Origin of the sequence: Ralstonia sp. UBA689, from assembly GCF_002298975.1 — a bacterium.
GTDB lineage: Bacteria > Pseudomonadota > Gammaproteobacteria > Burkholderiales > Burkholderiaceae > Ralstonia.
The window spans coordinates 51187-71479 of sequence record NZ_DBMV01000022.1 but is presented as its reverse complement, the minus strand read 5'-3'; the positions used below and the strand labels follow the sequence as shown (position 1 = coordinate 71479).

Annotated in this window: 16 protein-coding genes; 2 read left to right on the top strand and 14 right to left on the bottom strand. The window is 62.9% G+C overall.

Annotation, left to right across the window (positions count from 1 at the left end; translation table 11 throughout):
- Position 1 precedes the first annotated feature (1 nt).
- The 6 genes from B4F51_RS11005 to rfbB all read right to left on the bottom strand — a co-directional run bounded on the left by B4F51_RS11005 (position 2) and on the right by rfbB (position 5870).
- On the bottom strand, positions 2-1105 hold the full coding sequence (locus tag B4F51_RS11005) for a DegT/DnrJ/EryC1/StrS family aminotransferase (RefSeq protein WP_296225425.1): 1104 nt from the start codon (positions 1103-1105) through the stop codon (positions 2-4).
- Between the two features lie 150 nt (positions 1106-1255).
- Positions 1256-2350 carry an MraY family glycosyltransferase gene (locus B4F51_RS11000; protein ID WP_296225424.1) on the bottom strand — a complete coding sequence of 365 codons (1095 nt, stop codon included), beginning with the start codon at positions 2348-2350 and terminating at the stop codon, positions 1256-1258.
- A gap of 112 nt (positions 2351-2462) precedes the next feature.
- Positions 2463-3014, bottom strand: a complete 552-nt coding sequence (rfbC, locus tag B4F51_RS10995; protein ID WP_296225421.1) for a dTDP-4-dehydrorhamnose 3,5-epimerase — start codon at positions 3012-3014, stop codon at positions 2463-2465.
- Positions 3011-3889: a glucose-1-phosphate thymidylyltransferase RfbA gene (rfbA, locus tag B4F51_RS10990; RefSeq protein ID WP_296225420.1), complete on the bottom strand. Its 879-nt coding sequence runs from the start codon at positions 3887-3889 to the stop codon at positions 3011-3013. Before rfbA ends, rfbC begins: the two co-directional genes overlap by 4 nt.
- A gap of 12 nt (positions 3890-3901) precedes the next feature.
- Positions 3902-4816 carry a dTDP-4-dehydrorhamnose reductase gene (gene rfbD / locus B4F51_RS10985; protein WP_296225419.1) on the bottom strand — a complete coding sequence of 305 codons (915 nt, stop codon included), beginning with the start codon at positions 4814-4816 and terminating at the stop codon, positions 3902-3904.
- Positions 4806-5870 (bottom strand): dTDP-glucose 4,6-dehydratase, encoded by a 1065-nt coding sequence (gene rfbB / locus B4F51_RS10980; protein WP_296225418.1) that lies wholly within the window; start codon positions 5868-5870, stop codon positions 4806-4808. The genes rfbD and rfbB overlap by 11 nt, the downstream gene beginning before the upstream one ends.
- Positions 5871-6081: 211 nt before the next feature.
- Between rfbB and B4F51_RS10975 the strand changes: the two genes are divergently transcribed.
- Positions 6082-6936: a symmetrical bis(5'-nucleosyl)-tetraphosphatase gene (locus B4F51_RS10975; RefSeq protein WP_296225444.1), complete on the top strand. Its 855-nt coding sequence runs from the start codon at positions 6082-6084 to the stop codon at positions 6934-6936.
- A 15-nt stretch (positions 6937-6951) separates the two neighbouring features.
- On the opposite strand, the gene B4F51_RS10970 is transcribed toward B4F51_RS10975, so the two are convergent.
- From B4F51_RS10970 to B4F51_RS10940, 7 genes are all read right to left on the bottom strand, one after another.
- The gene (locus tag B4F51_RS10970; RefSeq protein ID WP_296225416.1) at positions 6952-7758 is read right to left on the bottom strand and encodes a lysophospholipid acyltransferase family protein; all 807 of its coding nucleotides are present in this window, start codon (positions 7756-7758) and stop codon (positions 6952-6954) included.
- A complete protein-coding gene (locus tag B4F51_RS10965) occupies positions 7745-9022 on the bottom strand; it encodes a dihydroorotase (RefSeq protein ID WP_296225415.1) in 1278 nt (425 codons plus the stop codon). Before B4F51_RS10965 ends, B4F51_RS10970 begins: the two co-directional genes overlap by 14 nt.
- An 8-nt stretch (positions 9023-9030) precedes the next feature.
- On the bottom strand, positions 9031-10002 hold the full coding sequence (locus B4F51_RS10960) for an aspartate carbamoyltransferase catalytic subunit (protein ID WP_296225413.1): 972 nt from the start codon (positions 10000-10002) through the stop codon (positions 9031-9033).
- A 60-nt stretch (positions 10003-10062) separates the two neighbouring features.
- Complete coding sequence (gene pyrR, locus B4F51_RS10955) at positions 10063-10581, bottom strand: bifunctional pyr operon transcriptional regulator/uracil phosphoribosyltransferase PyrR (RefSeq protein WP_296225412.1); 519 nt, start codon at positions 10579-10581, stop codon at positions 10063-10065.
- Entirely contained in the window at positions 10578-11015 is a 438-nt protein-coding gene (gene ruvX / locus B4F51_RS10950) for a Holliday junction resolvase RuvX (RefSeq protein ID WP_296225411.1), read from the bottom strand. Before ruvX ends, pyrR begins: the two co-directional genes overlap by 4 nt.
- Positions 11008-11580, bottom strand: a complete 573-nt coding sequence (locus tag B4F51_RS10945; RefSeq protein ID WP_296225410.1) for a YqgE/AlgH family protein — start codon at positions 11578-11580, stop codon at positions 11008-11010. The genes ruvX and B4F51_RS10945 overlap by 8 nt, the downstream gene beginning before the upstream one ends.
- 84 nt (positions 11581-11664) lie before the next feature.
- On the bottom strand, positions 11665-12414 hold the full coding sequence (locus B4F51_RS10940) for a 16S rRNA pseudouridine(516) synthase (RefSeq protein ID WP_296225409.1): 750 nt from the start codon (positions 12412-12414) through the stop codon (positions 11665-11667).
- Positions 12415-12486: 72 nt separating this feature from the next.
- Between B4F51_RS10940 and B4F51_RS10935 the strand changes: the two genes are divergently transcribed.
- Entirely contained in the window at positions 12487-14040 is a 1554-nt protein-coding gene (locus B4F51_RS10935; protein ID WP_296225407.1) for a cryptochrome/photolyase family protein, read from the top strand.
- A gap of 61 nt (positions 14041-14101) precedes the next feature.
- On the opposite strand, the gene B4F51_RS10930 is transcribed toward B4F51_RS10935, so the two are convergent.
- A complete protein-coding gene (locus B4F51_RS10930; protein WP_296225405.1) occupies positions 14102-20233 on the bottom strand; it encodes an Hpt domain-containing protein in 6132 nt (2043 codons plus the stop codon).
- Positions 20234-20293: the final 60 nt, after the last annotated feature.

The window sequence follows — 20293 nt, the reverse complement described above, 5'->3', positions numbered from 1 at the left end:
TTTAACCCCTAGCCAGGGCGTCCGCGATTCTTTCTCGGTCTTCATCGCTCACCCACCAACCGCAGGGGACATGCACCAGCTTGCGATAGAACTCATCGAGGCCAGGCATGGGACGGCGATATGGCTCGAAGACAGAATGATAGTGATTGGGACGATGCAACTTCGACGCCATCACACCAATGCTGGCGAGGCGTTGCTCAACATCGTCGGAGTCTTCTGCAAGAAGCGTATAGAGCCAATAGGATGGCTCCGCACCTTCAGGAATGGCCGCGGGCACAATGCCCGCTACCGATGAGAGTCGCTCATCATAGAATCGGCCGTTGGAAATATGCTGATTCAACAGTTCATCGATGCCCTGCAACTGCAGTTGCCCGAGCAGGCCGGCGACGTTGTGCATATTGTACTTGTACCCCGGCCGGACAATGTCGACCTCGGTGCGGGGCACACCTTTGGTCAGGCCGAACCAGCGTAGGCGCTTGGCTTCCGGAATCTGATCCAGGTTTTTGAGCGTTAGCGCGCCTCCGTCGATCGTCGTCATATGCTTGATTGCCTGGAAGGAAAAGATCGCCGAGTCGCCGAACGCTCCCACAGAAAGCCCGTTAAAGCGAGCACCGAGCCCATGCGCGCAGTCTTCAATCAATACAATGCCATGACGATCAGCGATTCGGCGCAATTCTCCGAGTTCTACCGGGTAACCCGCGTAATGCACAGCGCAAATGGCCTTGGTACGCTCGGTGATGAGCGATTCAACGGAAGCAGGGTCGATGTTGCCTGTTCGCGGATTGACGTCGGCAAAAACAGGAGCGGCGCCAGTTTGCAGAATCGTTGTATTCGTCGGCTCGGCCGTCATCGACGTGGTGATGATTTCAGCGCCGACGCCAGCGCCTGCGAGCTCAAATGCGATGTGTAGTGCCCCTGTTCCGCTACTCGTAGCGAGAGTGCCCGGCAGCCCAAAGTGCTCACTGAACGCGGCCTCGAAGCGATAAACGTGCTCACCTTCCGCGATCATCCCACCGTACAGCACCGACTCCAGCGCCGGCATCAGGACATCTCGGGGCGGCATTGCTACTTTTACCAACGGAATCATGGGAGATTGACTATTCATAGTCGGAATCCTTCAAGTGAATTGCTACGACTCGCCAATTTTTTATAAAAAATCTGCACACTCTGCTTCGGATCTATATGCGGCTCACGATGACAAGTCGCCCGACAAATTCAGCCAACCATCGCTCATTCATCCGCTAAAAAACAAGAGCTATCTCTTAATAATCATCCAACGCGGCGATCGGAATCGAACGATCTTCCAATACAACCGGACATACAAGATCACAAAGGCACCAATAAAAATCAACAGAATAACTCCATTATTCCAAAACAATGTTGCAGGCAGCACCGCCAGGAGACTCAAAAGCCACAAATAAGGAGAAGTCATCGAATTTCTTCGCAAGATATGCCGCTCATCCTTACTACCAACAGCCCACCTCATCAAACGCTGATAAATTAGCGTATGAAGATGCACACCATCTGGATATCCGGCAGGCACCCCCTTCAATATGCGTCGCCGATAGATGGAAAACAATGTCTCAAATATCGGATAGATCAACATTAATACCGGATACCATGCCGACACATGAGGATTTCGTAGCACCAGGAGAATTCCGCATTCAGCGAGAACGAATCCAATAAAATACGCTCCACCATCACCAAGAAAAATATGGCCCGCCGGAAAATTCCATATAAAGAACCCAAGAATTGCGCCAATCATAGCAAACGACACAGTAACAACTAGTGGATCACCCACCTGAAAAGCCACGTATGCGAGCGACACAAACATCATCATTGCAACCATCGAAGCGAGCCCATTAAACCCGTCGATGATATTAATCGCATTGGCCACACCGGCAACTGCCAATACAGTAATGACCCCTGATACCAATGGAATCGCAAGTACCACATCCAAAAAATGCACATCAATACGCACAATTCGCGCACCAAGCAGATACGCAGCGAGAATGGCTGAAATCATCGTTGCAAGTAACCGCTCTCTCGGGCTCACACGTTTAGTCAAGTCCTCAACAAAACCAGCCATAAATGCAGGGGCTGCACCACCAAGTAGCAACGCTAGCGGCACACCAACGCCTTTCGAGTCGCGAAAGAACACTACAACGCCCACGCCTACCGACGCGAGAACGATACCGAGCCCACCAATCCGAGGAACCGGTCGGGCATGAAATTTCTGCACCCCGTTCAGATCCCAATCCGCGGTGATATGAGCGTGCATGCTCGAATAACGTATCACCATCATTGTGATGAGGAACGAGAGAGCAAAAGCAATCGAAAATGTCTGCATAGGAAAAGGGCTTTATGCAATCGCCGAAACTGCTCCACGACCAAAATTCGACGTACAGCGGCACGGCGTTCGGAGTAGCCGGCCTCACAAAAACCGTTCAGCAAGATAGTTACTAGTCAAATGTATCCGCTTCGGCAAGTTTTTTACCAACCGCATCCTTTGCGGCAAGTATTGGTTGCCCATCAATCGGCCATTCGATGCCAACCTGAGGATCGTTCCAGATCAAACTCCGCTCGTGCTCTGGACTCCAATAGTCCGTCACCTTATACAAAAATTCCGCAATCTCTGAGATAACGACAAAACCGTGGGCAAATCCCTTTGGAACCCAAAGCTGCCGTTTATTTTCCGAAGACAAGGAGACGCCGACCCACTTTCCGAAATTCGGTGAGCTACGACGCATGTCGACTGCAACGTCGAATACCTCGCCTGCGACAACACGAACCAATTTCCCCTGGGAGTTCTGAATCTGGTAATGCAGGCCGCGCAGCACGTTTCTCGCCGAGCGCGAATGATTATCTTGGACAAAAGTGCACTTCAGCCCAGTCACGCGCTCAAATTCCTTGAAATTGAAGCTTTCATAGAAAAAACCACGACTATCACCAAATACCTCCGGCTCAAGAATGAGCACCTCTGGCAGCGCAGTAGGGATAACCTTAAAACTCACTTAACGGACTCCGAAATAATTTGTCGCAGATATTTTCCATAACCATTCTTAGCCAGTGGCTCCGCCAGTGCCCCAACTTGCTCTGCGTCAATCCACTTGCTTCGATAGGCAATCTCTTCGGGGCAAGCCACCATCAATCCCTGCCGATTCTGCAGCGTAGCGATAAAGCTCGCAGCTTCCAAGAGAGACTCATGGGTACCGGTATCCAGCCACGCGTATCCGCGCCCCATGATTTCGACTTCAAGCTGCCCTTGGGCCAGATAGTGCTTATTGACATCCGTGATCTCGAGTTCGCCGCGTTGCGAAGGTTTAATCTCCGCTGCAATATCACAGACTTGGTTATCGTAGAAATACAACCCCGTCACCGCGTAATGAGAGCGCGGTTCTGCGGGCTTCTCTTCAAGAGAAAGTGCCCGGAAATGCTCATCAAACTCAACCACTCCATAGCGCTCTGGGTCGTGAACGTGATATGCAAAAACCGTAGCACCTTCCGTTTGCGCAGCGGAGCGCGTTAGTTGGCTAACTAGATCGTGCCCGTGAAAAATGTTGTCGCCTAGAATCAGCGTTGATGGATCATTGCCAACGAAGTCACGACCAATGATGAATGCCTGGGCCAAACCATCCGGCGACGGCTGCACGGCATACTGAAGATTGATACCCCACTTGCTACCATCGCCGAGCATCTCGGTAAAACGCGGCGTATCTTCCGGCGTGGAAATAATCAAGATATCGCGAATCCCAGCCAACATCAGCGTGGACAGCGGGTAATAGATCATCGGCTTGTCATAAACCGGCAGCAATTGCTTGGATACCGACCGAGTAATCGGATACAGCCGCGTGCCGGACCCGCCGGCGAGAATGATGCCTTTACGCATGATCGAGAAAATTCAAAGAATCTGGTCGAGCAGAAAGTGAATACCCTGGCGCCAATCGGGAAGATGGATGCCGAACGTCTCTCGCAGCTTGCTAGTGTCGAGGCGTGAATTGGCTGGCCGTGGCGCCGGCAATGGGTACTCAGTCGTAGGAATGGCGACAATCGCCTCCGGATCCACCTTAAGCTCCACGCCATGCGCCACCGCATAACGCAACAGCTCAGTGGCATAGCCGTGCCAGGTGGTCTCCCCATCGGCAGCCAAGTGATAGGTGCCACCAGGAAAGACCGAACGATCCGCTGCAAGCCATGAACGCGCGATGATCTGTGCCGTTACATCGGAGATCAGCGCAGCGGTCGTGGGCGCGCCGAGCTGGTCGGCAATCACACGCAGGCTTTCCCGCTCACGCCCCAGCTTCAGCATGGTCTTGGCGAAATTGCCACCGTGCGCGCCAGCCACCCAGCATGTGCGCAGCACTAGCGCGTCCGCGCCCGATGCGGCAATCGCCTGCTCGCCTGCAAGCTTGCTCTTACCGTAGACAGACTGCGGATTGGTCGTGTCGGTCTCGGTATAGGGGGTAGCCTTGCTGCCGTCGAAGACGTAATCCGTGCTGTAGTGCACTAACAGGCTATCCAATGCGCGCGCTTCTTCGGCCAGTACGCCCACCGCCGTGCCGTTGACAGCAAAAGCGGTATCCGCATCGCTTTCAGCTTTGTCCACTGCCGTGTAGGCAGCCGGGTTGACGATCACGTCGGGGCGGCATTCGCGCACCAATTGGCGTAGCGTATCGGGCTGCGTTAGATCGCACGCAACCCGGTCGAGCGCAATCACCTCACCCAACGGTGCAAGACTGCGTCGAAGCTCGAAGCCAACCTGACCGTTGCTTCCGGTGACCAAGAACTTCGGAACGGTGCGCGGCTTACGCAGCATATTGCTTCGCCACCCAGTTCCGATACTCGCCGGACATCACGTCCTGCACCCAGGCCTGGTTATCCAAGTACCACTGCACTGTCTTGCGCAACCCCGTCTCAAACGTTTCGGCAGGCTTCCAGCCCAGTTCGCGCTCTAGCTTGCGGGCATCGATCGCATAGCGACGATCATGGCCGGGGCGGTCCTTCACAAACGTGATCTGGTTCCGATACGAGCCGCTTGCCTTCGGCTTGAGCTGATCCAGCAGGTCGCACAACGTGTGCACAACCTCAAGGTTGGTCATCTCGTTCCAGCCACCAACGTTATAGGTCTCACCCAGACGGCCGCGCGCAAGCACTTCGCGAATGGCGGCGCAATGGTCGCCAACGTAGAGCCAGTCCCGCACGTTCTGCCCATCACCATAGACCGGGAGCGGCTTCCCGCCGAGCGCATTCGCGATCATCAGCGGAATCAGCTTTTCCGGGAAATGATACGGCCCGTAGTTGTTCGAGCAATTGGTCGTCAGGACAGGCAAGCCGTACGTATGGTGGTAGGCGCGCACAAGATGATCCGATGCGGCCTTGGATGCCGAGTAGGGGCTATTCGGCGCATACGGCGTGACTTCAGAGAACGGCGGATCGTTGGGGCCTAGTGAGCCGAACACCTCGTCGGTCGAGACGTGCAGGAATCGGAATGCTGCCTGGGCATCAGCATCGAGCCCACCCCAGTACGCGCGAGCAGCTTCCAGCAGAGTGAACGTGCCGACGATGTTGGTCTGAACAAATTCGCCCGGCCCGTGGATCGACCGATCGACGTGGCTTTCTGCGGCAAAGTGCACCACGGCGCGCGGCTTGTACTTAGCGAACAAGGCGTCCAGTGCTGCGCGATCACAAATATCTGTCTGGGAAAAAATGTGACGCGGATCAGCCTCGACCGATGCCAGTGTCTTGCGATTGCCGGCATAGGTCAGCTTGTCAACATTGACAACACCATCAGCGTCAGGATTCGCCAGCCAGTTCAGAACAAAATTGCCGCCGATGAAACCGGCACCGCCGGTCACGAGACTGTAAGACAAAACTCAGTGCTCCTTGCTGCGGGCCCAGCCACGCGCCTTGAGGTCCGCGCAATGTCACCATCGAAGCGCACGGAATGTTACGTACAATTGGAAGTGTCATATTCTATCCGACCCCATGGGTAGCCCTACCAATGGGCGTCATATTTTTGTAGCGCGCTGTAACACTTGAGGCTTCAGCGCCTCAATCCACTAAATGCGCACTCAACACTACATGACAGCCGCGTCGATCTTCCCCCACGCCATCGGCGACCTCCAAGGCTGCTGCGCCCCCCTCCAAACCATCCTGGCTGCCCTGCCTGCCGACGCACCACTGCGTTTCGTAGGCGATCTGGTCAACCGCGGCCCCGACTCCCTCGGCACCCTGCGCCAGGTCATCGCGCTGTGCGAATCCGGCCGTGCGCGCACGGTGCTGGGCAACCACGACATCCACCTGCTGGCCGTGGCCGCCGGCGTGCGCAAGCCGGGCAAGCGTGACACCATCGCCGATATCCTCTCTGCGCCCGATAGCGACCAGCTCATCACTTGGCTGCGGCACCAGCCTCTGGCCATTTTCGAAAACGGCTTCCTGATGGTGCATGCCGGCGTGCTGCCGCAATGGACGACCGGTGACGTGCTGGAGCTGGCGGGCGCCGTGGAGCGCCAGTTGCGCAGCCCGCACTGGAAAACCTTCCTGGCCGACGCGTTCGGCAATCATCCGGACAAGTGGAGCAATGATCTCGTCGGCATCGACCGCCTGCGCCTGACGATCAATGCCCTCACCCGCCTGCGCTTTTGCACGCCCGATGGCGCGATGGAGTTCGAAACGACCGACGCCGATGGTGCCCCGGACGGCCACATGCCGTGGTTCGACGTTCCGGGCCGCCGCACACGCGGTACGCCGATTGTCTTTGGACATTGGTCCACGAAGGGGCTGGTCATGCGCGACGACCTGATCGGCCTGGATACGGGGTGCGTGTGGGGCGGCCATCTGTCGGCGGCGAAGCTGTCGCTCGCGCCGGCGGGGCGTGACGTGGTGCAGGTCGTATGCGAGCAGGCACAGGACCCACTCGCTCACAAGACGAAGTAGAAACAGCCGACCGCCTCAGCCAGCGCGTTGAATCAGGGCCGCGACAGCGCGCTCGCTGTGCGCGGCGAGTGATCGGCGGTCCATCTCCGGAGCCACAGTGGCACCCACGTAGACCTCGACCACCAGCGGCGGCCCGTTCAGGATGGCGTTAACTGAATCCAGCAGCGACAAGTCGTCGATGTACGCGGGAATCGTCGTCAACTCACCCGTGGCGGCAACGCGATAGCGCAATGCCAGCGGGCGAATCGGCGCTGCCGCGCTGACCGGCGCCTGGAACAGGTTGGCGTGGAACGGCAGCAAATGCAGCCCGTTCGACGTTGTGCCTTCGGGAAACACGCAGATCGCATCACCGCCGCGAAGCGCGTCAGCGATGGCGTGCATGATGCGGTGCGCGTCGCGCTTGCGGGCACGCTCGACGAACAGCACGCCGGTCTGCGCGCACAGCCAGCCGATCACCGGCCAGCCGCGGATCTCCGACTTGGCGACGAAGCGTGGCGGATGCCAGCTATTGATGGCGTAGATATCGAGCCATGAAACGTGATTCGATACCAGCATCGACCCGGCCAGGTCCTTGATTTCGGCCGTCTCGCCATGCACGACCAGCGAGACACGGAACAACGCCAGCAGCTTGCGCGACCACCGCTGGATGAGCGCCTGCCTGCGCTTGGGGCCAATCCACCAGAACAGCAGCGCGCAGGTGGCAATGCCTTCAGCCAAGTGCACGAGCAGACGCAGCTTGCGCAACACGTGCTTGCGCTGCGGTTGAGCTTGCCCGCTCACGTCAGACGGCGCGCCTTGCACGCGCTGGTCAATGCCCGTCATAGGCAAGGTGACCGGCAACCAGCGTGGCACGCACGCGGCCGGCCAGCTCAAAGCCCAGGTACGGCGAGTTCTTGCCCTGGCTGCGCAGGCTGCGCGGCTCGACCTTCCAGGTCGCGTCCGGATCAAACACGCACACGTCGGCCATGGCACCCACTTCCAGCGAGCCCGCATGCAGGCCCAGCACGCGGGCCGGCTCACTCGTGATACGGGCCAGCGCCTTGGGCAGGCCGACCTTGTGCTCGACCGCCCAGCGCAGGGTCAATGGCAACAGGGTCTCCAGCCCTGTCGCGCCGGGCGAGGCCTCGGCAAACGGCAACAGCTTCTCGTCATCGTCCACCGGCGTGTGGTCGGAGCAGATCGCGTCAATAGTGCCGTCGGCCAGTGCGCGCACGATGCCGTCGCGATCCCGGCCAGAGCGCAGCGGCGGCACGAAGCGCATTTGCGAATTGAAGTAGCCGATATCGACGTCAGTCAGCGAGATGTGGTGGACGTTCACGTCGCAGGTAACCGGCAGGCCTTCGGCCTTGGCGCGGCGCACGAGGTCGATGCCGGCGACAGACGACAGACGACACAGGTGCACGCGCGCGCCGGTGCTGCGCATCAGTTCGAAAATGGTATGCAGGCGTACCGTCTCGGCTATCACCGGCACGCCGGAGAGGCCCAGGCGCGAAGCCAGCGGGCCGCTCGCCGCCACGCCACCCTTGCCCAGGTAGGGGTCTTCTGCGCGCAGCCAGACGGTAAAGCCGAACGTCTGCGCGTATTGCAGCGAGCGCATCAGCACCTGTGTGTCGGTCATCGGCGCATCGGCCTGCGAGAAGCCGATGCAACCAGATTCGGTCAACTCAGCCATCTCGGTCAGCACCGAGCCCTTCAGGCCAACCGTCAGCGCGCCCAGCGGATACACGTGCGCCTGATTCAGGTTGCGCGCGCGGAACTTGAGCATCTCGACCAGGCCCGGCTCATCGAGCACGGGGTCGGTGTCAGGCGGGCATACAAGCGAGGTCACGCCACCGGCCATCGCGGCGGCCATTTCGGATTCAAGCGTCGCCTTGTATTCGTAGCCGGGCTCGCGCAGGCGGGCGGAGAGGTCGATCAGGCCCGGGCAGACGATCAGGCCCGTTGCGTCGACGGTCTTGTTGGCATGGAAATCCGCCGGCGCGTGGCCAACACCGACCACCTTGCCCGCCGCGAGGTACAGATCCTGTTGCGCGTCAATGCCGTTGGCCGGGTCGATCAGGCGGCCACCCTTGATATGCAGTTTCATCGGTCTTCTTAGTCGTTGTTGCCCGCCACGATGCCCATCACCGCCATACGCACGGCAATGCCGAATGTCACCTGGTTCAGGATCACCGATTGCGGGCCGTCGGCCACGGCGGAGTCGATCTCCACGCCACGGTTCATCGGGCCCGGGTGCATGACGATGGCGTCCGGCTTGGCCAGCGCCAGGCGCTCTTGCGTGAGACCGTACGCCTTGAAATATTCCTGCGCGGAGGGCAGCAGCGCGCCGCTCATGCGCTCATTCTGTAGGCGCAGCATGATGACCACATCGACGCCCTTCAAACCCTCTTCCATGTTGTGGAAGACACGCACGCCCATGTGCTCCAGGCCGCCCGGCAGTAGCGTGCGCGGGCCGATGGCGCGCACCTCGGCGCAGCCCAGCGTCGTCAGCGCATGGATGTCGGAACGCGCCACACGCGAGTGCAGGATATCGCCGACGATCGCCACCGTCAGGTTGGAGAAATCCTTCTTGTAGTGGCGGATGGTGTACATGTCGAGCAACCCCTGCGTGGGGTGTGCATGGCGGCCATCGCCCGCGTTGATCACGTGCACGTGCGGCGCGACGTGCTCGGCAATCAGGTACGGCGCGCCCGAGCTCGCATGCCGCACGACGAACATGTCCGCCTGCATCGCCGACAGGTTGTTGATCGTGTCGAGCAGCGACTCACCCTTGCTGGTGGACGACGCGTTGATGTTCAGGTTGATCACGTCCGCCGACAGCCGCTTGGCCGCAATTTCGAACGTGGTGCGCGTGCGCGTGGAGTTCTCGAAAAACAGGTTGAATACGCTCTTGCCGCGCAGCAGCGGCACCTTCTTTACTTCGCGGTCGGAATCCGACACGGAGACGAACTGCTGCGCGGTGTCCAGCACATGCGTGAGGATGTCGCGCGACAGCCCCTCGATCGACAGCAGGTGCTTGAGCTCGCCGTTTTTCGTGAGCTGCGGGTTGGCGAAAGTCTTGGTCATGAGAGACGAAAAGCGACGAAAGCGGTCAGATCAAAAGCGGAAACGATGCGGCGCGCAGGGTCAGGCACCCTTGGCCTCGCGCGTGAAGGTAAAACGTGTGGCCTCGCCCTCCCCCACCTCGGCAAGCACGAGCGACTCATTGGCCGGCAGCGTGATGCGCTCGCCAATGTAGTCGGGTGCGATGGGCAACTGGCGCTCGCCGCGGTCGACCAGCACGGCCAGTTCCACGGCGGCCGGGCGGCCGTAGTCGAACAGCTCGTTGATCGCGGCGCGGATCGTGCGGCCGCTGGCCAGCACGTCGTCCACCAGCAGGATGCGGCGCTCGTTCACGTCAAACGGAAGCGTGGTCGGCTGGGCTTGCGCGTGCAGGCCTTTCTTGGCGTAGTCGTCGCGGTGCATTGCCACGTTGACGACGCCGAATTCCGGCAGGCCCAGGTCAAGCGCCAGGCGCTTGGCAATCCAGGCGCCGCCACTGACGATTCCGGCCACCGACCAGGCATGGCCGCAGGCCACCTGCGTGCGCAGTTGCGCGACGAGGCTCTGATACAGCGCCTCGGCATCAATCTGTTGCGATGTCATGCGTGTGATTCGTCGAAGAACTGTTGGAGGATGATGCGCGCGGCCTCAGCGTCGAGCACATCGTCGGAGGCACCGGCGTCCTGTGCGGCAATCGACGAGTAACGTTCGTCCACCCAGGTCACCGGCAGGCCGTAACGGCCATGCAATTGATTGCCGAAGCGCTTGGCCAGCTTGATCATCGGCTGCTCATCCCCTTCCGGGTGGACCGGCATGCCGACCACGAAACCGACCGGCTGCCATTCGTTGACCAGGCGCGTGATCTGCGCAAAGCGGAAGTCGACCGAGCGGTTGGAGATCGTCTCCAGTGCCCGCGCCGAGCGCGTGATGGAATTGCCCAGCGCCACGCCGATGCGCTTTTCGCCGTAATCGAATGCCAGCAAAGTACCCTCTGCGGGCACGACGGGGGCGGGAGCCGGACGCGCCGGCTCAGGCATGCCCAGCCTCGCCCGACAGCATGGCGGGGTTGATGCCGAGCAGGTTCAGCGCGGCGGCAAACCTCTCTTCGGCAGGCACGTTGAAGATGATCTCGGGATCGGCCTGGACGGTCAGCCAGCCGTTGCGGCTGATTTCTTCCTCCAGTTGGCCGGCACTCCAGCCCGCATACCCGAGGGTCAGGATGAATCGGTGCGGCCCGCCGCCCTGGGCAACGGCCTCCAGCACATCCTTCGAGGTGGTCATTTCCAGCCCGCCCGGCACCGCCAGCGACGATGAATACGCGCCTGTAGCGTCATGCAGCACAAAGCCGCGCTCGGTCTGCACCGGGCCACCGTAATACACGGGCTGTTCTGCGAGGGGGTGAATTTCGAGCTTGAGGTCGATCTTGTCGAACAGCGTCGCCAGGTCGATGTCGATGGGGCGGTTGATGACGAGGCCGAGCGCGCCGCGCTCGTTGTGCTCGCACATGTACACCACCGTGCCCGAAAATGTGGAATCCGCCATGCCGGGCATAGCGATCAGGAACTGATTCGTGAGATTGATGGGTGCGTCCGGCGAGGCCATGCGACTAGTTTACCAAAAGCCCCCGACCATCGCCCCTTTCATTTGGAGGAGTCAGCCTTGGGAGGGGATTATTTTTGTGGTGACTCACGCACCCCGGCCAGCGTGTGGCGGTGTGGTATTCAGTGCTTCCAGATCAGCCGCCTCCAGCCAGCGCCATTCACCGGGCGCCAGATCGGCTCCGAGGGAAAGCCCACCGATGGCACTGCGGTGCAGCCCTTCCACGTGGTTGCCGGCGGCGGCTACCATGCGTTTCACCTGATGATATTTGCCCTGCGTGAGCGCCATGCGCAAGTGGTAAGTGTCCACGCGCTCGGCCCAGGCGGCGGCAACGTTTTCATTCTCGTCTGCCAGCAGCACGCCTGCGCACAACCGAGCGACTTGTTCGTCGGTTACCGGTTCGGCGGTGGTGATTTCGTACACCTTGGGCACCTGGTGGCGCGGGCTGGTGAGCGTGTGAACGAACTGGCCGTCGTCGGTCAGCAGCAGCAGGCCGGTGGTGTCCTGATCAAGCCGCCCGACGCATTGGACGCCGCGCTCGCGCAGCGGCACCGGCAACAGCGTGTAGACGCTCGGGTGGTGCTTCGGCTTTTGCGAGCACTCCACCCCGGCCGGCTTGTTGAGCATCAGGTAGGCGCGCGCGTGGTACGCCCAGCGCTCGCCATCCACGTCCAGCACCAGGCCGGCGGTATCGACCAGCGCGTCCGGGTCCTCCATCTCGACCCCGTTGATGAGCACCAGCCCGGCGAGCACGAGGTCCTTGCAATAACGGCGTGTGCCAAAGCCTTGGGATTGCAGGATGCGGTACAGCGGAAGACGGGCAGATGAAGCAGTCATGACAACAACGTGAATAAGGAGATACCGCGCCGATTTTGCGATACGCTCGGCCGAATCTTCCGACCGCCGACCATGCCGCTACCTATTGGAACCCGCCAGCCCTATCGCATCGACACGCATTTCCAGCGCGGTCTGGTGTGGTTCCGGCGCGATCTGCGGCACTTCGACCACGCGGCGCTGCATTATGCCCTGCGCCACTGCCGCGAGGTCTATTGCGTGTTCGTGTTCGACCGCGACATCCTTGACGCACTACTCGCGCGCGGGCTCAAGGCAGACCGTCGCATCGCGTTCCTCCGCGCATCGATCGAGGAATTGCGCATCGCGCTGCGCGAAGCCGGCGGCGACCTCATCGTCGTGCACGACCACCCGCGCCATGCCATTCCTGACCTCGCACGCAAGCTGGGCGCGGAGGCCGTCTTCGCCAACCACGACGAAGAGCCCGCTGCGCAGGCCCGCGATGAAGCCGTGCGCAAGGCGCTCACCCAGCAGCCATGCGCGTGGTTCGATTTCAAGGATCAGGTGATCTTCGAGCGCGCTGAGATCCTCAACGGCCAAGGCAAGCCATACGGCGTTTTCACGCCGTACAAGAACGCGTGGCTGGCCGCACTCACGCCGTTTGACCTGCGCGCGTATCCGACCGAGCCGTACTTTGGCGCGCTGGCCAAGCCGCCACGTGCACTTGTGCATGCCACGCCTTCATTGGAGGCGATGGGCTTTGCGCCTTCAAACCTCGCCGATATCGCCCTGCCGACCGGCATGTCGGGTGGGGATGCGCTGCTCGTCGACTTTGAGGCACGGATGGACGACTACCATGCGCGCCGCGATTTCCCCGCCGTACGGGGGCCCAGCTACCTGTCGGCACACCTGCGCTTCGGCACCGTGTCGATCCGCACACTGGCGGCCCGCGCCCATGCCGCCATGCTGCGCGGCAGCCGTGGGGCGGCCACGTGGCTGTCGGAGCTGATCTGGCGTGATTTCTATTTCATGATCCTGCATCACCGGCCCGACCTGGCCGATGGTGCATCGTTCCACCCCGAGTTCGACCGCATCCGCTGGGTCGAAGGTGAAACCGGCGATGCGCGCTTCGAAGCATGGAAGACCGCACGCACCGGCTACCCGCTCGTCGATGCGGCCATGCTGCAAATCTTCCAGAGCGGCTATATGCACAACCGCCTGCGCATGGTGGCCGCCAGCTTTCTCATCAAGGATTTGGGCATCGACTGGCGGCGCGGCGAGCAGTACTTTGCCGACATGCTCAATGACTTCGATTTCGCGGCCAACAACGGCGGCTGGCAGTGGGCGGCCTCCAGCGGTTGCGATGCGCAGCCGTGGTTCCGTATCTTCAACCCCGTCACACAATCGGAGAAGTTCGACCCGCAGGGCCGATTCATCCGCAAGTACCTGCCACAGCTCGCCCGGCTGCCCGACAAGTTCATTCACGCCCCGTGGACGGCCCCGGCCGATGTGCTGAAGGATGCGGGCATCGTGCTGGGCGAGACCTATCCTGTGCCCATCGTCGACCACGCAGGCGCGCGGGCGGCCACGCTGGACCGTTACGCCGTCACCAAGGCGCGCCGCACATCAGATGCGGAGGCAGCGGCGTTAGGTAACACCACCGACGACTGACGCGAAAAAAACAACGGGCCGGTATCGCTCCGGCCCGTTGTCATTGCTACTGTGAACCGCGTCAGCCGACGTTGGCCGCCGGCGCGCGTTCGCCGATCAGGTTGCGCAGGTGCTGCAGCAATTCCTCTTCGTTGTACGGCTTGCCGAGGTAGACGTTCACGCCAATCTCCGCAGCGTAGCGGCGGTGTTTGTCCGCCGTACGCGAGGTGATCATGATGATCGGCGTCGCGCCAATGCGCTCGTCGGCACGCACGTTGCGCGTGAGGTCGAAGCCGTCCATGTGCGGCATCTCAATGTCGACCAGCATGGCGTCGGGCGTGATCTCCTGCAGCTGACGCAGCGCGTCCACGCCATCGCGGGCGAGCACGGCCTGGTAGCCGGAACGCGTGAGCAGACGCTGCGTGACCTTGCGCACCGTAAGCGAATCGTCGACCACCATGACGATCGGCTGCGTGGCCAGACCCGGCACGGCACCGGTGCTGCCGTTGCGTGAGAGTTCCGCCACAGCGCCCGTGGTTTCCTGGTCCGCCTGCGGCAAGCCCAGCGCGGCGGCTTCGCGCTCGAAGCGCTGCGTGAGCACCACGGGGTTGTAGATCAGCACGATCTCGCCGTCGCCCAGCGTGGTCGCACCGGCAATGCCTTCCAGTCGCGCGAGGTGCGGGCCAATGTGCTTGACCACCACTTCACGGTTGCCGAGCACTTCGTCCACATGTACGGCGGCGCGGTCGGCGCCGTTGCGCACCACAACGGCGGGCGAATACTTGCGACCGCCGGCCACGGGCTGCGCCTCTTCAAGCAGCGCGCCGAAGTAGTGGAACGGCACCGGGCCGGTCGGCAACTGCAGCGCGGCGGCGTTGTATGCCTCGGCCAGCGACTGCGGGCGCAGTTGCTGCACGTGGTCGATCATGCCCGACGGAATCGCGTACACACGCTCGCCAACGCGCACCAGCAGCACCTGCGTGATGGCCGTCGTCAACGGCAGGTGGATGGTGAAGCGCGTACCGACCTCCGGCGTGGTCTGCAGCGAGATCCGGCCGCCCAGCGCCACAGTCTCGGCACGCACTACGTCCATACCGACGCCCCGGCCTGCCAGTTCGGACACCTGATCGGCGGTGGAGAAACCCGGCGAGAAGATCATCTCGGTCAGGCGCGCGTCGCTGGCCTCTTCGTCCGGAGCGAGGAGCTGGCGCTCCAGCGCGCGGGCACGGATGCGGTCCAGGTTCAGGCCGGCGCCGTCGTCCACGAAGTGCAGCACGACTTCGTTGCCTTCCTGCTGCACTTCCAGCGTCAGTTCACCGGCGGGCGACTTGCCTTTCGCGCGGCGCTCGTCGGCCGACTCAATGCCGTGCGCGACGGCGTTGCGGATCATGTGTTCCAGCGGGCCGCCCATGCGGTCCAGCACGCTGCGATCCAGCTCCACCGTACCGCCCTTGAGAACCAAGCGGACTTCCTTGCCGGTTTCCGACGCGGCCTGGCGGGCCACGCGATACAGACGATCGGCCACGGTATCGAACTGCACCATGCGCGCACGCATCAGGCTGCGCTGCAGGCCGCGCGTGAGGCGGGCCTGCGTTTCCAGATCGAGCGAAGCCTGATCGAAACCGCGGAACAGGTTCTGCTGCACCGTCGCCACGTCGTTGACGGACTCGGCCATCATCCGCGTGAGTTCCTGCAGGCGCGTAAAGCGGTCGAATTCCAGCGGGTCGAAGGCTTCGGAGTGCGCGGCCGCATCGGCAATGCGCGACTCCATCTGCGTCTCGGCCTGGATTTCGATTTCGCGCACCTGGGAGCGCAAACGCGCCACGTTGTCGTTCAACTCCGACAGATAGGTCTTGAGCGCATCGACTTCTGATTCCAGACGCGCCCGCGCGGCACCCACCTCGCCCGCATCGTTGATGAGTGCATCGAGCGCGCGCGCCTGCACGCGCACCATGGCGCGCTGGCGTTCAGCCACTTCCAGCGCCTCGGCTTCGGGGCTGCGCGTGCCGGTCAGGTCAACGCTGGTGGTGGTCACGGCCGGCAGCATCGACGTGTTCGACGCAGCTTGTGCCTCGGCCGGGGCCTGCGGTGCTTCGGCGGCATCCGCCAGGCCGGCATCCAGCGGCAGCACCTTGCCCGAGCCCAGCCCATCGACGTGTGCCTGGATGCGGTCGAACCACACATAAAGCTTGCGGAACAGCGCGTCGTCCACGCGGTTCTGTCGCAGGCCGGTTTCGATGGCGCTTTCCATTTCGTGCGCCGCCTGGCCCAGCGTCATGGCGCCAGCCATGCGCGCACTGCCCTTCACGGTGTGGAGGTTACGCAGCAGCAGGCCGGAGGCTGCGCGGTCCTGCGGTGCGGCTTCCCACGCGCGCAGGTGCTGACCGAGTTCGGGCAGCGCGACGTGCGCTTCTTCCAGGAAGATTTCCAGCAGCGCCGGATCGAGTGCATCGGACGGTGCCTGGCGCACGAGCTCCGCGACCGCCGGCTCGGCCACGGGCGGCGCGTACACCGGCGTCAGTTGCACGAGGTCTTGGGCCGGCGCAAAGGCGGGCTCGCCAGCCAGGCCGGCGGTTTCATTCTCGGCCTGTTCGGCTTCGGTAAAGGCTTGCGGGGCAGGCTCCAGCGGCAGGCGCGGGCGCACCAGCACACGCTCGCACAGCTCTTCGATGCCGCGGCGCAACGGCTCATCGGCGTCCGGCCAGACGCTGGCGGCAAACTGGTGCAGCATGCCGCGCATGCGCTCGACGGCTTGGTCGAGCAGGCGGAAGTCGCCCGGATGCATGGCCACCGGACGGCTGTTCAGGTTCAGCAGCACCTGCTCCAGCGCGTCGGCCAGTTGGCGCACCGGCTCCAGTTCGACCACGGCGGAGCTGCCTTGCAGCGTGTGCGCCGCGCGCAGGGCGAGTTCGCTCGGCGGCGTGCGGCCTTCATGGCGCCACTCCGAGAAATCCACGCCCAGACGACGGATCAGGTCATCGGCTTCCTGCAGGTAGACGTTGTACAGCGCCACGCTGATGCGAACCGGGCCGATCTCCTTCACGCCATCGTCGTGCGGCGCTTCTTCCGGCGCGCCAGTCTGCGCGAACGGGAACGGGATCACCTTGGTGCCGGCATCGACGGTGTGCGCCGGCGCGTCAACCTCGGCGTGCGGAGTCTGGAACTTACCGACCGGGGTTTCGAACTCGTCATCCGACGTTGCGGACTCGGCGTTCGACGTTTCAAACTCCGCGTCCGATGACTTGAACTCGGTAGCCGGCATTTCAAACTCTACATTCGACGTTTCGAACTCGGCCGTCGGGGTTTCAAACGCGGCACTCGGCGTCTCGTGCTCGGCGCGCGAAGCATGGAGCTCGACGTTCGGCGTTTCGAACTCGGCGCTCGGAGCCTGGAACTCGGCGATTGCAGGTTCATCTTCCCAAACCAGGGAAGACGCGTCATTGGCCGGTTCGACAGCTTCAACCAAGGCCACAGGCTCACTGGTTGCAGCTGCGTCTTGCACCTCGAGCACCGACTCCAGCCACACGAACGGGCCACCATGGCGCACGCGCTCGGCGGCAGCGACCAGCGGCTCGATCGGATGATCGGCCTGCGGCGATTGCGCAATGGCAGCCGCCCAGGTCGACAGCTCGGACTCGGCACGTGTGAGCAGCGCGGCCAAGTCGTGCGTCGGCACGCGACTCTCGGCCAGCCACACGTTCATCACCTGTTCGATGGCCCAGGCAGCCTCGCCGTAGCGCGTGAGACCGACCATGCGGCCCGAGCCCTTGAGCGTGTGGAACGCGCGGCGCAGTTGCGTCAGCAGGTCCAGGTCGGAACCGGCGGCCAGGCCACCGGAACCCGCGCCGGCGGCGGCTTGCAGGGCGCGCAGATCGGCGCGCACGCCAGTCAGCACTTCTTCGGCTTCGGACAAGAAGATGTCGAGCAGCTCGGCATCGACGGATTGGGTGTCGCGTGCGGCAGCAGGAGCTGGGGCGACTCCGGGCGCGGCCATGGACGGCGCGGCTGCGGGTGCCGCCAGCGCGGCCTGCATGCGTTCCAGCGCCCCTGCACTGCCGACCTGCCACGCGTCGAACTGCGCCAGGGCCTCTTCCAGACGGCGGCGGCGTGCCGGGTCGTCGTCGATGGCGGCGGCGTCGCGTGCCTCTTGCAGCGCGGCGCGCAGCTCGGCGGCCAGCGGATCGCTCGGGTCGACCGGTTGCTTGGCCAGCAAGCGGTCCAGCAGCGATTGCAGCGGCGAGACCGCAACGGCATCGGCAGCTTGTGCGTCGGCGTGTGTCTCGGCCTGTGCCTCACGGCGGGCGAGCATGCCGGACTCGGTGTCGAAAGCGAACTCGCGCCAGGCGGTCTCGCGCTTGGCCGGGGTCAGCTTGCCCTCGATGACGATCTCGTCGATCTGTGCACCGGTCAGCTCAGTGCCGGCGGACAGCGCATCGAGCAGGCCCTGCAGGCCGCTGACGTTGGCGGCCAGCGCAGCCAGATAGCGCTCGCGATCCGCCGCAGCACCCTCGCCTGCGGCTTGCAGTGCGGCGATGGTCAATTGCGCGACCTCGGCCGCGTGCACAGCTTCGTAGGCATCCAGTGCGGCAAAGGCCCCCTGCATCTCACCGAACAGGCGGCTCGCTTCCTGCAGGCCACCGCTCTGCTCGCCTTCGCGCTCGAAAGCATCGAGATGCGTCTCGGCCGAGGCCAGCAGCGTCTGCAGCGCGCGGACTTGCTCAGCGCGGATGTTGCGTTGTGCGGTTTCTTCAGCCAGCAGCGACAGCCACGCGGGTGCAGGCACCGCATTGCCGTCTTGCGTGGCACGGGCGTGCTCGGCCAGCTCCGCACAGCGGGCGGCAAACCAGGTGCTGCGCAGATCGCCGGATTCACCATGCAGCGCCCACGGGCGGGCCAGCATGCGCGAGAGGAATTGCAGCGTGGGGGCGACCGGGGCGACCGGGCTGCCAACGGCGTGGGCCAGACGGTTCGACAACTCGGACAGCACGGGCTGCCCGAGCGACTCGGCATGCAGCGTCAGCGTCTGCAGCGCGGCATCCAGCTCGTCGGCAGCGGGTTCGGGCTGCTGGCTGAGCGACTCGAGCGTGCGGCCGACGCGCTGCAGCGTATCGCTCGCATCGACGGGAAGCAGCGCGTAATACTGGCGCGTGTGCAACGCACCGGCCGGCGCGTGCGTGGGCGGAATCGCAAACGCCTCGACACAGGCAATGATGTCCGGGCCGAGTGTGTCATCGCCCACGGGCGTGGCGGGCGCATTGCCGTAGGCCATGCCGGCCAGCAAGTAAAGCGCGTCGGTCAGCAGGCCCTGCGGCAGGTGGATATTGTTGTGCGAGTACTGGCGCAGCAGCAGGTTGACGCGTGCGGCCAGGCGCTTGGCGGTCATATCGGCCGGCACCAGGCCGGCACGCAGCGCGCCGAAGGTCAACGCCAGCACGAGCCACAGGTCGCGCTGCAGGTCGTCACCCGTACGGCGCAGTTCGCGCTCGATCGCGCGGATGCTGTGCAGCAACTGCTCCAGCGGAGCATAGGCGGCGGCAGCGGCGGCCGGATCCGCCTGCGTGCCTTCCGGGGTGGACGCAGGCGTGCGCAGCGCCGTCAGCAGCGCGAGTTCGAACTTGCGGCGCAGGCGCGCCAGACCCGGCAGATCACGCGAGGGCAGCAGCAACGCCGGCAGATGGCGCAGTTCATCGGCCCACAGGTCGGCCGGGTGGATGCGCTCTTCGCCCAGGCGGGCGAGCACGGCTTGATACGGCTGGAACAGGCGCAGCGGCTCTTCGGCCATGCCGGCCATCAGGTCGGCCACGTATTCCTGCAATGCCTGCACGGCGCGCGAGAACACATCGAGTGTCTGCACATCGGCAGGCACGGCGCCGGCGTCGACGGCTTCGAGCAGGCGCTTGGCCGCCTGGCAGTAAACGTCCACGCCACGCAGGCCGACGATCAGCAGCGCGCCGGCCGCCTGGTGCAGATACTGACCAGCCAGGCGCAGCGACGTGGTATCGCGCGCACCGATGACTTCCGGGCTGGCCATGACCTCGGCCGCGTATTCGCCGAACTCGCGCACGGCATCGTCCAACGCGGCGCGCATGTTGGGCGCAACCCAGGCCAGCGCGGAAAGGTCACGCGCCGGGACGGTAGCTTTCGGACGAACCGCAGGGGCCCCGGTCGCCTCGAGCGAGGCGGATTCGGGCTGGGCGGAAGATTGATGACGCATGTGTGCTTCCAAAAAGCAGGTGGCGGTTGCCGCAGTTGCCTGGGTGACCCCTTCGGCGCT